The sequence below is a fragment of the Tistrella bauzanensis genome, assembly GCF_014636235.1.
Classification (GTDB): Bacteria; Pseudomonadota; Alphaproteobacteria; order Tistrellales; family Tistrellaceae; genus Tistrella; species Tistrella bauzanensis.
In genome coordinates this window covers 51103-65472 of the sequence record NZ_BMDZ01000015.1, presented here as the reverse complement: position 1 = coordinate 65472, position 14370 = coordinate 51103, and the positions used below count along the sequence as shown (strand labels likewise).

The window sequence follows — 14370 nt, the reverse complement described above, 5'->3', positions numbered from 1 at the left end:
GATGCACGCCATCAGGCGTTCGGCTCCAGCGCCGGTGCGGCACCGCCCGGAAACCACGAGGTGTCGATGCGGTAATACCGGTCCTGGAAATCCGCCATGTCCTTCAGCGCGCGTTCGTCGCAGATCCGGATCGCGCGATCCATGCGCTGGATCAGCCCGGCGCGTTCCATCAGCGACATGGTGCGGCTGACATAGACATTGGTCAGGCCCAGGGCGTCGCCGATCAATTCCTGGCTCAACGGCAGATCGAAGGTGTCGGTGATGTCGGGGCTGGTGATCCGCAGCCGGCTGACGATCTCCAGCAGGAAATGCGCCACCCGTTCATCGGCATTCATGCGGCCGATGGTGCGGATACGGTCGAGCAGAACCACATGGTCCATCATGCCCAGGGTCATGAGCAGGGCGGTCAGGCGCGGCGAGTCGCGAAAAATCTCGTCGAGACGATTTTTGGGGAACGGACACAGGCAGATGTCGGTTGCAGCCTGCAGACCGGTCACCGCGCGTTCATAGGCAACGTCGGGAATGCCGATCACATCGCCGGGATGGTGGATCTGCAGCACCTGCCGGCGGCCATCGACCATGATCGTATAGGAGTAGCACCACCCGGACTTGACCACATAGAGCAGATCGGCCGGCGCACCGCTCTCGCGGACGATGTCGCGCTGTCGCCAGTTTTGCTCATGCTTCTGAAGCGACGCCAGATGGGCGATATCCGGATCGGACAGATCAAGATAGTAGCCCATTTTCTCGATCAGACAGTTGGTCTTCTGCGTGCGCTTTGAAGAAGAATTGCCAGGCATTCCAGTCGGCATCCCGCTATCGTTTATGGTGAACGAATAATCCAGACTATCACAAGTGGTTCCTGGAGATCCTGTGACCTTGTCGTGGCGCAAATTGGCACATAAATCTAGTCTCCGCCACACCAATTTTTCTACTTTATATTAAACCAGTTTAAAGATGAAGTCTCCAAACCCCATCATTGTCCCTGGGTCCAATTGGGACAGTAGAGGAAGGACGTGAACAGATGGCTACCCCTGCAACGACCGAAACCTCGAACCTGATTTCCGCCGACCGGGTGGAAGGCACCTCGGTCTATGGCGCCGATGGCGAGAAGATCGGCTCGATCTATGGCCTGATGCTGAACAAGCTGTCGGGGAAGGTCGCCTATGCCGTGGTCTCTTTCGGCGGCTTCCTGGGCATCGGCGAGAAGTATCACCCGCTGCCCTGGGACGTTCTGAAATACGACACCAGCAAGGATGGCTATGTCGTCGGCCTGACCCGGGATCAGCTTGAAAATGCGCCGACCTATGACCGTGGCGACGAGCGACGGTTGTATGACCGGGACTATGAAGCCCGGATCCATAGCCATTACGGCACCGCGCCGTACTGGTTGTAACAGCAGGGCGGCACAGCGTCGCCCCGCCGTCGCCGCCCAGCTTGTGGAAGAAGGCCCGGACACGAGGGTGCGTCCGGGCCTTCTTTTCGTTCAGGGGCGGGGCGGTATCGGGAGATGGCGTCAGTGCGCCGCGCCTGGTGCCGGATGATACAGGCGGTCGACGATCTGCTTCAGCACGCCATGGGCCACGGTCACGGCCGGCACGGTGCTCATCCGTTCCAGATAGCGCAACCGGGCGTGATTGTCGGCCGCATCGGTCGCAGGACCGACGCCGGTCAGGCCAGCCACGGTGATGACATGCCCGGCCACGTCGTCGACATCCGGTGGCGGCAGGCGGCGCGTGCTGCGGTTCTCGTCAATCGCCAGAATCGTGTTGGAAAACGCCTTCAGCCAGACGAATTGCGGGTGGTTGGATACCAGATCCAGGCGCTGATACGGGTCGTCGACGGCGCCGAAGCTGGCAAGCTCGGCATCGATCAGCGCCTTGTGCACCTTGATCAGCGCGGATGACAGCAGCTTCAGCGCGCCGCGCGGGTCGCGGGCGGCCAGGCTGTCGGGGCCGAAGCTGGCCGTCGGGGTGGCCGGAGCGGAGGGGGTGGCCGGGCTCGTGGTCATGGGGAAAACGGCTCCCTGGGCATGGGCGGTGACGGAATTGCCCCGCCGGGTCCGCCTTCATGTAGCCATCCATGAGCGTGTTGTCATCCGCCCCGTCCCGCAGGGCGCCCGCGCCGCGACTGCACGACAGGTCAGCCCTGCGTGGCCAGAGGGGGCCCGCACCGTGCCGCCATCTGCGCCAGAACCGCAGCGGGCTCGGCGATGTGGCGGGTCATCCGTCCGTCCAGAACCACGCCGGCGCCGTCTTCACCGCGCACCTCGAACAGCAGCGACCGCCCCACCGCGCGCAGCAGGCGGGCGGTGATCGTCACCTCCATGCCCTCGGCCGTGGGGGCGGTATGACGGATGTCGAACCCGACGCCGACGGTGGTGGCGCCCTGGGGTAGATAGGCCGCCACCGCCCGCATGCAGGCCAGTTCCGCCAGCCAGATCACTGGCGCCGAGGCCAGGGCCGCGACATCCCCCTGCCATGCGGTCGCCAGATCCTGGGCGCGGACCACGTGGCGGATCCGGCCTTCCAGGCCCGGCGTAATGCCGGCGGGCGGGGTCAACAGGCTTGCGATATCGGTCATGGAGACACCTTGTCGATGGGGGGCATGGACGATGAGGGATCACGGGCGATGAGTTCACGGGGCGTGGTGGCCAGGGTGACGGCGCCGAGCCCCGCCCCCAGTACCAGAAAGACCAGGCGCATCGCATCGGCACCGGCCAAGCTCGACGCCATGACCGGGCCTGACGCGGCGGTCAGGCCCTGAGTGGCACCGCCGCTATCGGCGATCAGCCCGGTCAGCACCTGCCAGACCGCGACACCGGCGAAGAAGCAGAAGATCAGCCCCGACAATGCCCGGCCCATGGCCTCTGGCGGCACGCTGGCGCGCACGACCGCGAATTGCAGCACATAGAACGAGCCGGCCGCGGTGATCAGCGCCAGAACCACCAGATCGATGGCGAGCAGATGGCCGCCGCCAAGCCCCAGCGCCACCAGCCCGGCGGCGGCCAGCAGGCCACCGCCGCGCATCAGCGCCCGCCGGCGCGGGCCGGCCCGGTCCAGCCGCCCGAAGGCCAGCGGTGCGGCAACCATCACCACCGACAGCCCCAGCACGATATTGCCGATCGCAACCGGGCCCAGCCCATGGGCCGCTTGCAGGAACGGGCCGAGCCACAGGCCGCGCAGGGTGATGAGGGCCGGGTATGACATCGCAGCCAGCAGGGCCGTGCGCCGCATCGGCCGTGACACCAGAATGGCGAGTGTGCCGCGAATATCGGCCACAAGGCCGGCCCGCGACTTGGCCGGCGACTCTGGCGCCGTGGCGGCCCGCGGGCGCGGTGCCCGGGCGAGGCCCAGCCAGATCGCCGCCGCCACCGCCAGTGTCAGCACGCCACAGGCGGCGAAGGCCCCCCGCCAGCCCCCGACTTCGATGGCGAGCGCCAGCGGTGTGCCCGACAGAAGCATTCCCGCGCCGCCGATCGACACCACCGCAGCCGATACCGCGGCGAAGCGATCGGCCGGCCAGGCATGGCTGGCGAAGACCAGCGGCGCCATCAGCAGGCCCGAACAGCCGATGCCGATGATCGCCTGGGCCGCCACCAGCACGCCGAAGCCCGGTGCCACCGCCGACAGACCGGCGCCTGCGGCCGTGATCAGCAGCAGCACGCTGGCGGTGCGCCGCACCCCCAGACGGTCGACCGCCAGCCCGACCGGCAACTGCACCAGCGCGAAGGCGAGGTGAAAGGCGGCGGCGAACACGCCAAGCCCGCGGGGGCCGATATCGAAGGCCTGTACCAGCGGTGCCGCCATCACCGCCGGCAGGGTGCGGTAGAGGTGGCTGAGGGCGAATCCGGCGATCAGCAGGCCAAGCATCACCGTGACGCGCGGTGGCACATCTCTGGTCGGGGTGGCGGTGGTGGAAAGGCTGTCGGGCATGGGCGGGGCGATTCCGAATGGAGGGCCTTGTGGTGCCTCGGCGTGTGACAAAGATTAATCCTGTCATGAAGACTCTCAGATTATGGGCAATATCTTCACGGAAAAAGCCATGAAACCTAAATATGGACCACAATACGGATATATACTGAGAGTGAACCATGGATTTTGAATACAAAGGCATGATCATTATACCGATCCGTTGCGCCATGCGACCTGATCGACGATCGATATGGGTGCGTTCTGCAGCGACGGGCGCCGTTTCGAAAGAAAGATGACGCGTCTTCGATATGACCATAATATGAACCATTGGACGCTGAAATTTTTGGCAGGCTGGCTGATATAGGCGCGCATGGCGCAAGATTCAGCAGGCAGAGGGGCATCGAGTCGCCCGGGAATCTGCCGGGTGGTTTCGATCTAGGGCAGATATACTGCCCTATTCATCCGGTTTGCTCCACGATGGGAGGGGTAAACCTTATGTGCGTATCCATCAGGACGAGGCCGTCCTGAACACTGATCTGCCTCGCCGCACGTTGCGCGAAAGATCCATAATATGGATCATTCTTGAATCTTTTGACAATCATGCATTGAACCACCCGTCCAGTGGTTGTATCTATGGTAACGGCAACGCCTAAAGCGATCATCTTGCGGAATGACCCATCCAAAATGGATCAGGTGTCGCCGCAAATAAAAATCGATTGATCGCAGCTTCCGGGGAGAAACGGATGAGCACGCCCAGACCGCCGATCGACCAGACATCCGCAGACTGATCCGCCGCACCGGGCCTGACCGCTTCCGCCGCGCCGCTCTGTGCGTGGCGATGCAGCCGGCTGCCGATGCGCGACAGATGGCCCGCCTTCGGCGGGTGGATGTCCGCGCCGCCTTGCCTCTGACATGTGGAAACGATCGAGCCGGCACCGTCGTGAGCGGTGGTGCCGGAGAAGGGGACACATCATGCTTAACACCAGCACGTCATCAGCCCTGCCGCCGGGTGTTCTGGCCCAGCCGGCCTTCGCCCGTGCCATCGACCGGTTGTCGAAACTGTCGGTCGACGGCTATTACAACCCGTATCGCAGCTTTGCCTGGCCCGACGCGATCGACCCGGCAAGCTGGTGGATGCCGCCCGAATTGCTGTCGGTCTGGGGCACGGATGCCGCCGATACGCTCGACGAGGCGACGCTCCGCACTCTGGCGAAGTGGGAGAGCATCAATTTCTACAGCCTGAACGTTCACGGCATTCGCGAACTGCTTCAGGCCGTGATCGCCCGGCTGCACGAACCAGGCTATGAAGTCGCCTCGCGCTTTTTCCATCACTTCGTCGGCGAAGAGAATGACCACATGTGGTTTTTCGCCGAATTCTGCCTGCGCTATGCCGGGAAACTGTATCCGGACCGGCAGGTGCGGATTGAAACCGCGCCAGATCCGTTGATCGAGAACTTCCTGGTCTTTGCGCGGATCACGATCTTCGAAGAGATCGTGGATTTCTATAACACCGCGATGGCCGCCGATGAACGGCTCGACCCGGCGATCCGCAAGATCAACCAGGTTCATCATGTCGACGAAAGCCGCCATATCGCCTTCGGCCGCAAGCTGATGGTGCTGCTGCACGAGGATCTGTGCCGCCGTGGCGACGAGGCGCTGCTCGACCGGGTGTCGGAGTATCTGCGGCGGTATATGACCGCCAGCATCCGGGGCTTCTATTCGCCAGATGCCTATCGCGATGCCGGAATCGCCGACCCGCTGGCGCTGCGCCGCGGCCTGTTGAGCCATCCGGCACGCGCGGCCTTCGATGCCCGCGTCCTGCGCCGGACGACCGATTTCATGACCGCAACCGGAATTCTCCGCCCTGTACGGGAGGCCGCGTGATGACCGATCAGACCTCCGCCACCAATGCCGAGACCCGTGTGGTCAGTTGGCTTCTGGCCCGCAATCCGGAACTCGACACGATCCCCGACGACCTGGACCTGATCGAGAACCGGGTGATCGACAGCCTTGATTTCATGGAGTTCGTCTTCGTGCTGGAAGAGGTGACCGGCCGCGCGAACCTGCTCGACGGCGTCTCGGTCGATGCGTTCCGCACCCGCGCCGCGATCCGCCGCACCTTTCTGGCCGGTTGAACCCGCTCTGGTGCCGGACGCAGCCGTTCGGCGCCGCACTTTCTGATGGTGACCCCCCATGTGCAGTGAGCATGGCAGTGAACATAATTGCGGCCACGACGCCGCGACCGGCGCGGACACGCTGTTTCGTGCCGCCGAAGACGGGCTTGTGACGCTGGGCCCCGACGTGACCGAGTTGATGATCGCGCTCGACGACCATATCCGTGGCTGGGCGCGCGGCGTGCCGGCACGGCCGATGATCTATCCGCCGCTGATGCGTGCCGCCGACCTGGACACGCTCGATTTCTTCCACAACTTCCCGCATCTGGGCGTGATGACCGCTGGCATCGACGAGGTCCATCACGCGACCGTGGCGGAAGAGGCCAAGGCCGGCCCGGTGACCCGCATCGCCGGCGACCGGCTGACCGATGCGACCCATGTCCTGCCCACGGCCGCCTGCTATAACGTCTATCTGGATCTGCGCGGCGCCAGGCTCGATGCCCCCCGCTTCGTGACGACGGTCGCGCGCTGCTTCCGTCGTGAGGCGTATTACGACGGCCTGCGCCGGCTGACCGGGTTCACCATGCGTGAAATCGTCTGCGTGGGGCCGCAGGATGCGGTGAAGGCCCATCTGAAGACCTTCCGCGCCCGGGTTCTGGCCTTTGCCGACCGGCTGGACCTGCCGTTGAAGATCGAGGCCGCGACCGATCCGTTCTTCTCGAACGATGCCGCCCGCACGGCCATGCAGAAGCTGTTTCCGGTGAAAGAGGAGTTCGTCTATGGCGACACGCTGGCGATCGCCTCGGTGAACTTCCATCGCAATTTTTTTGGCGAGCGTTGCGACATCCACAACCAGGATGGCAGCCACGCCTTCAGCGGCTGTGTCGCCTTTGGCCTTGAGCGCTGGATGCATGCGCTGCTGGACATGCATGACGGCAATGTCCGGCGCGCCCGCGCGGCGCTGGAGGTGGCGATCGCCGATGAGGCGGCCGAACTGGCGGCATCGGGTCTGCTGCCGGGCGATCTGGTGGCGCCACCCCCGGCCGACGAGGCCCAGCGCCCCAAACCGCCACGCGCGACCGGGGGCGACGCCAATGCAAGGCGGGAGAGGGGGCCGGCCGATGCCGGGGCGGGCGCGTGATCCCGGCGGGCCTGGGCGATCCTCGCATGGGCGCTGACACAGTGGCACCGGGGCGGGCGGCCGCCCTGGTCGACGCCCGGTTGCCGGTGTTTCAGGCCGGCATGGGCGGCATCGCCGGGCCATGTCTGGTGGCGGCGGTGGCGGAGGCCGGCGGGGCGGGCATCATCGGCCTGTACAAGCACAACCCCGATGAGATCGCGGCCCTGATCGCCGAGGCGGCGGATCTGACCGACCGGCCCTTCGGCATCAATCTGGTGCCGGAGGTCGTCTCGGAGCCGACATTGCTCGATCAGGTACGGGGGGTGACGCAGGCCCCCGCCGCCCGGCCGTTCGTGACCTTCTATGGCCTGCCGCCCGCGGCGGCGATCCGGCTTGCCCGCGATGCCGGCCGGGTGGTGATCGTGCAGACCGGCAGTGTGTTCGATGCGGTGGAAGCCGTGCGCCGGGGAGCCGGCGCCATTGTCATTCAGGGCCATGAAGCCGGCGGTCACCACCTGTCGGCGCGTGGCGTGCTGGATCTGGTGGCGGCGGTGGCGGAGCGCCTGCCCGAGATCCCGCTGATCGCGGCGGGCGGGATCAGCGACGCCAACGCGGCTGCGATGGCGGCCGCGGCCGGCGCCGACGCGGTTCTGGCCGGCACGGCCTTTATCTGCGCCACGGAAAGCGCCGCGCATGACCATTATCGCGCGCGGGTTCTCACCGCCACCGGCGCCGATCAGACCGTGATCACCGACCGGTTCGAGATCGGATGGGCCGGGCGGCGCCACCGGGTGCTGCGCAATGCGGTCACCGAGGCCGCAACCCCACCGGCTCCGACCTTCATCGGCCGCACGGTGCTGTTCGGCCGGCCATACCCGGTGCCATGCGGATCGGCCGCCGTGCCGACCATCCACACCAGCGGCCGGATCGACGACATGGCGCTGTATTGCGGCACAGGCTGCGATGCCGTGACCGCGATTGAGCCGGCGGCCGATATCGTGCGGCGCCTGGCCGCCGGTGTCGCACAAGGTCGTGCCGCCAGGCGGCCGGATGCCCGGCCGGCCGCCACTGCCGCCATTGCCGCCCAAAGCTAGGGAGACGCAGACATGGACATTCCCTTCATGACCCTGAGCCGGCTCGCCTTCGGCTATTGGGAGGGGCAGCCGCTTTATGCCATGGCCGAGCTGGGCGTGTTCGATGCCCTGGCTGACGGTCCGTCGCGCGCGACGGCTTTGGCCGACCGGTTGAACACATCGGTCGACGGCATGACCCGGCTGCTGGATGCGGGCGTGGCCCTGCGTCTGCTGACCCGCGATCCGGAAACCGATGGCCGCTATCGCAACAGCGATCTGGCGGCAGCACTTCTGACCAGCGCGTCGCCCGATACGCTGATCCACTGGGTGCGGGTGATGGGCCGCTGGTCACGGCCGTGGAGCCAGCTTGCCGATGCCGTGCGCACCGGCCGGACCGTGGAAGATCAAGGCCTCCGGCTGGGCGACGATCCGGCCTATATGCGCGACTTCATCCTCGGCATGCATGAATATGCCCGGCGTGGCGCGGCCGAACTGCCGCGCGCCATCCCGCTGGGCGGTCTGCGCCGCGCCGCCGATATCGGCGGTGGCGCCGGCACCTATGCGATGGCGCTGGCCCAGGCGGCGCCGTCGCTGCATATCGCGGTGCTGGATCTGAAACCGGTGCTGGAGATCACCCGCGCGATGGTGGCGGAGCACGGGTTGAGCGATCGCATCTCCACCGGTGTGATCGACTATGCCCATGACCGCTTCGGCGCCGATCTGGATCTGGTGCTGATGTCGAACGTGCTGCACCAGGAATCCGACACTGTCTGCCTGTCGATGCTGGGGCGGGCGCGCGATGCGCTGACGCCGGGCGGGCGGGTGGTCGTGCAGGGGCATTTCGTGCAGCCGGACCGCACCGGCCCGCTGTTTGCCACCCTGCACAACCTGTCGGCCCTGGCTCTGTGGAGCGGCGGCCACAGCCGGACGCTTCAGGAGATGGCAGATCTGGCCGCCCGCGCCGGCTTCACTGATATCAGCCATGGCCCGGTCGGCAAATCGGGCCTGTCGATGGTGACGGGCCTGCGGGCCTGAGGCGGGCAGAGGGCTTGGCGGCCCCATTGGACCGGAGATCGTCGGATCAACGGTCGATGGCCGCCATACGGTCGGGCGCATAGCGCGCCCCGGCCACGAGACCGGGCGGCACAGCGGCACTGATCGCCGCCCGGTCCTCGTCGGTCAGCGATACCATCAGGGCCGCCAGATTATCGTCGATCCGCGCCGGCCGCGAGGCGCCGAACAGCGGCACGATCGGGGGCGATGCGGGCTGGCGGTTCCGGTCCAGCACCCAGGCGATGGCCAGCACGGCGGTGCTGATGCCCAGCCGCCGGGCGATCGCCTCAAGCTGCCGGACGAGATCCAGATTGCGGTCCAGATTGTCGGCGGCAAAGCGCGGGTAGTTGCGCCGGTTGTCATCGGGCGCCAGATCGGCGGCGCTGGCGAGCGTACCCGCCAGCGCGCCGCGGCTGAGCACGCCATAGGCGACGAAGGCCGTGCCCAGATCGTGGCAGGCACCCAGCAGCCCGTCTTCGGGATCGCGCGACCACAGGGAATACTCGCTCTGCACCGCAGCGATCGGGAATATTTTTGCGGCACGAGAAAGAGTTATGGCCGAAACTTCGCTTAATCCAAGATGCCGGACATGGCCCTTGCGGACCTGATCGGCCATGGCACCGACGCTGTCTTCGATCGGCACCTGCGGGTCGACCCGGTGCAGATACCACAGATCGATGCAATCGGTGCCAAGCCGCCGCAGGCTGGCCTCGATCGCCCGGCCGATATGGGCCGGGCTGCCATCGATACCGCGCCCGCCTTCGGTGCCGCCGGCGGGCGGCACGAAGCCCACTTTGCTCGCCAGTACCACCCGGTCGCGGCGATCGCGGATGGCCTGCCCGACCAGGGCTTCATTCGTGCCCCAGCCATACATGTCGGCGGTGTCGATCAGGGTGATGCCACGGTCGATGGCATGGTGAAGGGTGCGCTGCGCCTCGCCGGGGTCGCGCGGGCCGTAGGATCCGGTCATGGCCATGCAGCCCAGCCCGACGGCCGACACCACCGGCCCCTGGCTGCCAAGGCGGATGGCGGGGATTGATGACGGCATATCGGTCATGGCCGGTCCTCGTCTGTGGATGCGGATGTGGATGCAGGCGCGGCGGCACGGCCAACACCGCGCAGACTGTCCCAGACAGAGGGCGTCCAGCCGCGCAAGGCCGCCAGATCCGGCCCGGCCGCACCTTCGAGCCGGCGCCCGCCATCGATCGCCAGCACCTCGCCGGTGATATAGCCGGCGCCATCCGATACCAGAAATGCCGCCAGATCGGCCAGTTCGGCGGGTTTGCCGGTGCGGCCCAGCGCCACCCCCGCCTCGGGTGGCGGCATCTCGGTGCCAGCCGGCCGCAACCGGCCGAAGGCGCCTTCGGTGGGGAACGGGCCCGGTGCTATGCCGTTCAGGCGGATGCCATGCGGCCCCCATTCCACCGCCAGCGAACGGATCATCGCCAGCACCCCGGCCTTGGCCATGGCCGATGGCAGTTTATACGGGGCGCCGGTCAGGGCCGACTGAGTGAGGATGCACAAGACCGCCGCCGGCAGCCCGGCGCTGATCCAGCGCCGGCCGGCGGCGAGCGTCACATTGGCCGCGCCCTTCAGCACGATATCGATGATGGCGTCGACCGCGCGCGGCGACAACGTCTCGCTGCGCGCCAGGAAATTGCCGGCGGCATTGTTGACCAGGATGTCGATGGGGCGGGTGGCGAAGGCCCGGTCCATCATGGCGTCGACCGCCATGGCATCGCGGACGTCGCAGGCTATCGCGTCGACATCGACGCCATGGCGGGCGGCGAGGCCGGCGGCGGCATCGTCGAGCACCGCCGCGCGACGCCCCACCAGCACCAGATCGGCGCCGAGTTCGGCATAGCGGCCGGCGATGGCGAGGCCAAGGCCGGTGCCGCCGCCGGTGATCAGCGCGCGACGGCCCTTCAGGAGATCGGCGGCGAACATGGATGCGAACTCCAATCCGAACAGGGATTAATAGGCGATCAGGCCGGGCAGCCACAGGCTGAGTTCCGGCAGCGCGATCAGCAGGCCGAGAACGACGAATTCGCCGATCAGGAATGGCATCACACCCTTGAAGCCGGTTTCGACCCGGGTGTTCGATGCGCTGGCGGCCACGAACACATTCATCCCCAGGGGTGGTGTGACCAGCCCGATTTCAGTGGTTTTGGTGACGATGATGCCGAACCAGATCGGGTCATAGCCCAGCGACATCACCAGCGGGAAGGTCAGCGGCAGGGTCAGGATGACGATCGCCAACTGGTCGATGAAGAAGCCCAGCACCAGATAGATCAGCACGATCACCAGCAGGATGCCCCAGGCCGGAAGCGGCAGGGTGCCGACCCAGTCGATCAACTCCTGCGGCGCGCGGGTGGCGGCCAGGTAATAGCCGAAGATCATCGCGCCGATGACGATGGCGAAGATCATGGCGGTGGAGCGCAGGGTGTGGCGCAGCGCCTCGGCGAATTCGCTGCGGCGCAACCCGCCCCAGCCGATGCCGATGATCAGCGCGCCCATGGCGCCGACGGCGGCGGCCTCGGTGGCGGTGATGGCGCCGGAATAGATACCGCCCAGAACCAGCCCCACCAGCACGGCCGCCGGCCAGACCGGACGGATTGAGGCCACACGCTCGGCGCGGGGGGGCTTGGGCGCGGCGGGGGCGATGTCCGGCCTGCGCTTGACCCACAGCAGGATGACGGTGACATAGCCCGCCGCCGTGAGAATGCCCGGCACGACACCGGCCATGAACAGGCTGCCGATCGAGGTTTCGGTCAGCACGCCATAGATGATCAGGCCCAGCGATGGCGGGATCATGATCGATAGCGTGCCGGCCACCGCGACCGTGCCGACCGCGAGCCGGTCGTCATAGCCATAGCGGCGCATCTCGGGCACCGAAATCCGCGCCATCGCGGCGGCGGCGGCGGTGCTGGACCCGGCCAGGGCCGCGAAGCCGGTGGAGGCGGCCACGGCGGCGAGCGCCAGCCCGCCGCGGATATGGCCCAGCCACAGGAAACACATCCGATACAGATTGCGCACGATCGACGATCTGGCGAGCAGTTCCGCCATCAGGATGAACAGCGGGATGGTCGACAGCAGAAAATTGGCGGCGGTGCGATAGGGTGTGGTCTGCAACACGCCGAGCGTGGGCATCCAGCCGATCGCCATCGCGGCGCCGACCGCGCCGGTCACGCCAAGCGCATAGGCGATGGGCATGCCAAGGCAGATCAGCACCACCAGCGCCGTCATGGGAAGGGCGACATCCATGGAACCGTCTCCTTTAGCGACCCGGCCGGGCGGGGCTGGGCGTTGCGTGGCCATCGCTCATCGGGGCGGCCGGCGGCTGGTCGGTGATGATGGCCGGTATCAGCAGGCAGGCGCGCAGCACCAGACGCAGGCTGAGCACGCCGGCGCCAAGCGAGACGATCGCCCAAGACGGTGCCGTCGGCAGCGGCATGGCGCCGCCGGTCCAGCGATTGGCCTTCAGGTTCATCCAGGCGGTATCGCCGGCCTTCCAGGCGATCAGCCCGAACAGCACCGCTGCCGCCAGCAGATACAGGGTGTCGAGACCAAAGCGCAGGCGCGGGGGCATCATCGCCAGCACCAGATCGACCCGGACATGGCCATTGGTGCGTTCCGTGCCGGCCAAGCCGAAGAACACCACGGCGATCATCAGATAGAATTCGGTGATCTCGTAGGCGCCGGTCACCGGCGAGGCGAACAGATAGCGGCCGCCGGCATCGGCGACGGTGAGCAGCATCATCACGATCAGCGCCAGCATGGCGGCGCCGTCGAGCAGGGCCTCAAGGCGCTGAACCGCGCGGTCGATCAAAGTCACGGGCGTCATCCTCGTCGTCGGTCGGCATGACCGGAACAGTGGGGGTGAAACGGGGGGCGCCGCGATGCCTTGCGGCATCGCGGCGTCGCCACCGCCCTGAAGGGCCGGCCCCCTCAACGGGTCAGCAGGGCTTCCCATTCCTGATAGACGCGCGAGGCGGGCATGCCGCGACCGTCGAATTCCTTCACCCAGTCCGCCTGCACCGGCTTCAGGCGCTCCGCCCACAGCGGCAGATCGGCCTCGGCGATGTCATAGACGGCGCCGCCACGCTTCTCCAGATCGGCGGCGAACGTCACCGCGCGCTCGCCATAGAGCTTGTCGAGGAAGATATCCATCTCCTTGCCGGTCTTGATCAGCAGATTCTGAAGATCCTCGGGCAGCTTCTGCCAGACGGTTTCGTTGATCACATAGATCGATGGAAACAGGCCGAAATTGAGGTTGTTGGTCGAATAGCGCAGTTGTTCCTCCAGCTTGTAGCCGCCGGCGGTGGGCACGTTGAACAGCGAGCCGTCGACCGTGCCGCGCTGCAGGGCCGGATAGAGGTCGGGCGCCGGGATCGCGACCGGGATGGCGCCCATGGCCTCGACGCTCCGCTCCTGAATGCCGCCCGATGACCGCAGCTTCACGCCCTGAAGCTGATCCGGCCGCTCAATGCGGATCTTGGTGGTCATCAACTGATAGGGATAGGTGACGGCGGCCTCGATCACCCGCACGCCCTGCGGCAGAAACTCAACCTCGTTCAGCGTGCCGAGGGCCAGGGTGGAGAAGGCCTTCACCTGGGCGCGCGGATCGGTTTCGTTGCCGACCAGCGGCACGGCGGCGATGGTCGACAGCGGCAGCCGGTCGGAAATATACAAGGGCGCCGCATAGGCGATATCGGCGATGCCGTTGATCGCGGCGTCGAGAAGGTCCGATGATTTCGCAAGCTGTTCAGCCGGATAGATCTCGAACTTCAGGCGGCCGTTCGATTGCTCGTCGACCAGTTTGCCCCAATATTCCATCGCCTGGGCACCGGTATGGCGCACCGGATAGGAATGGGCGACGCGCAGCGTGATGGTGTCATCCGCGGCAGCCGGCCCGGCCATGATGGCCTGGAACATGGCGGCAGCGGTCAGAATGGCGGCGGCACCGGCGGTGCGGCGGGTCCATAACGACATTGCTTTGTTTCCTCCCTGGGCCGGGATTGTCATCTTCTGGGCGGATGTCTGCCCGGCCGGTTTGTCTCTGGTTCGGCGGTGGATCACGACCGGCATGCATGCCG

At 66.5% G+C, this 14370-nt stretch carries 15 protein-coding genes; 6 read left to right on the top strand and 9 right to left on the bottom strand.

Annotated features, from left to right (window positions below; genetic code table 11):
- Positions 1–11: 11 nt before the first annotated feature.
- The gene (locus IEW15_RS08580) at positions 12–743 is read right to left on the bottom strand and encodes a Crp/Fnr family transcriptional regulator (protein ID WP_229707939.1); all 732 of its coding nucleotides are present in this window, start codon (positions 741–743) and stop codon (positions 12–14) included.
- Between the two features lie 281 nt (positions 744–1024).
- On the opposite strand from IEW15_RS08580, the gene IEW15_RS08575 reads away from it, so the two are divergent.
- Positions 1025–1396: a PRC-barrel domain-containing protein gene (locus IEW15_RS08575; RefSeq protein WP_188576825.1), complete on the top strand. Its 372-nt coding sequence runs from the start codon at positions 1025–1027 to the stop codon at positions 1394–1396.
- Between the two features lie 120 nt (positions 1397–1516).
- Here the strand turns inward: IEW15_RS08575 and IEW15_RS08570 are convergent, their stop codons facing one another.
- The 3 genes from IEW15_RS08570 to IEW15_RS08560 form a co-directional block, all read right to left on the bottom strand.
- Entirely contained in the window at positions 1517–2011 is a 495-nt protein-coding gene (locus IEW15_RS08570; RefSeq protein WP_188576823.1) for a hypothetical protein, read from the bottom strand.
- A 131-nt stretch (positions 2012–2142) separates the two neighbouring features.
- Positions 2143–2583, bottom strand: a complete 441-nt coding sequence (locus IEW15_RS08565) for a thioesterase family protein (protein ID WP_188576821.1) — start codon at positions 2581–2583, stop codon at positions 2143–2145.
- Complete coding sequence (locus tag IEW15_RS08560; RefSeq protein WP_229707938.1) at positions 2580–3935, bottom strand: MFS transporter; 1356 nt, start codon at positions 3933–3935, stop codon at positions 2580–2582. Before IEW15_RS08560 ends, IEW15_RS08565 begins: the two co-directional genes overlap by 4 nt.
- 951 nt (positions 3936–4886) lie before the next feature.
- Here IEW15_RS08560 and IEW15_RS08555 point away from each other — a divergent pair.
- Genes IEW15_RS08555 through IEW15_RS08535 form a run of 5 tightly spaced genes read left to right on the top strand, consistent with a single transcriptional unit; the run spans position 4887 to position 9256 of the window.
- A complete protein-coding gene (locus IEW15_RS08555; protein ID WP_229707937.1) occupies positions 4887–5798 on the top strand; it encodes a diiron oxygenase in 912 nt (303 codons plus the stop codon).
- Positions 5798–6049 carry an acyl carrier protein gene (locus IEW15_RS08550; RefSeq protein WP_188576817.1) on the top strand — a complete coding sequence of 84 codons (252 nt, stop codon included), beginning with the start codon at positions 5798–5800 and terminating at the stop codon, positions 6047–6049. The genes IEW15_RS08555 and IEW15_RS08550 overlap by 1 nt, the downstream gene beginning before the upstream one ends.
- Before the next feature lie 58 nt (positions 6050–6107).
- Positions 6108–7169: a class-II aminoacyl-tRNA synthetase family protein gene (locus tag IEW15_RS08545; protein ID WP_188576815.1), complete on the top strand. Its 1062-nt coding sequence runs from the start codon at positions 6108–6110 to the stop codon at positions 7167–7169.
- A gap of 26 nt (positions 7170–7195) precedes the next feature.
- Positions 7196–8242, top strand: coding sequence for an NAD(P)H-dependent flavin oxidoreductase (locus IEW15_RS08540; RefSeq protein ID WP_188576813.1), 1047 nt, complete (start codon positions 7196–7198; stop codon positions 8240–8242).
- Between the two features lie 12 nt (positions 8243–8254).
- Entirely contained in the window at positions 8255–9256 is a 1002-nt protein-coding gene (locus tag IEW15_RS08535) for a class I SAM-dependent methyltransferase (protein ID WP_188576811.1), read from the top strand.
- 46 nt (positions 9257–9302) lie between these two features.
- Here IEW15_RS08535 and IEW15_RS08530 read toward each other — a convergent pair whose 3' ends face one another.
- The 5 genes from IEW15_RS08530 to dctP all read right to left on the bottom strand — a co-directional run bounded on the left by IEW15_RS08530 (position 9303) and on the right by dctP (position 14266).
- Complete coding sequence (locus tag IEW15_RS08530) at positions 9303–10331, bottom strand: aldo/keto reductase (RefSeq protein WP_229707936.1); 1029 nt, start codon at positions 10329–10331, stop codon at positions 9303–9305.
- Complete coding sequence (locus IEW15_RS08525; RefSeq protein WP_188576809.1) at positions 10328–11221, bottom strand: SDR family oxidoreductase; 894 nt, start codon at positions 11219–11221, stop codon at positions 10328–10330. The genes IEW15_RS08530 and IEW15_RS08525 overlap by 4 nt, the downstream gene beginning before the upstream one ends.
- 27 nt (positions 11222–11248) lie before the next feature.
- On the bottom strand, positions 11249–12538 hold the full coding sequence (locus IEW15_RS08520) for a TRAP transporter large permease (protein WP_188576807.1): 1290 nt from the start codon (positions 12536–12538) through the stop codon (positions 11249–11251).
- Between the two features lie 13 nt (positions 12539–12551).
- Positions 12552–13109, bottom strand: a complete 558-nt coding sequence (locus IEW15_RS08515; RefSeq protein ID WP_188576805.1) for a TRAP transporter small permease — start codon at positions 13107–13109, stop codon at positions 12552–12554.
- Positions 13110–13222: 113 nt separating this feature from the next.
- Positions 13223–14266 (bottom strand): TRAP transporter substrate-binding protein DctP, encoded by a 1044-nt coding sequence (gene dctP, locus IEW15_RS08510; RefSeq protein ID WP_188576803.1) that lies wholly within the window; start codon positions 14264–14266, stop codon positions 13223–13225.
- Between the last annotated feature and the right edge of the window lie 104 nt (positions 14267–14370).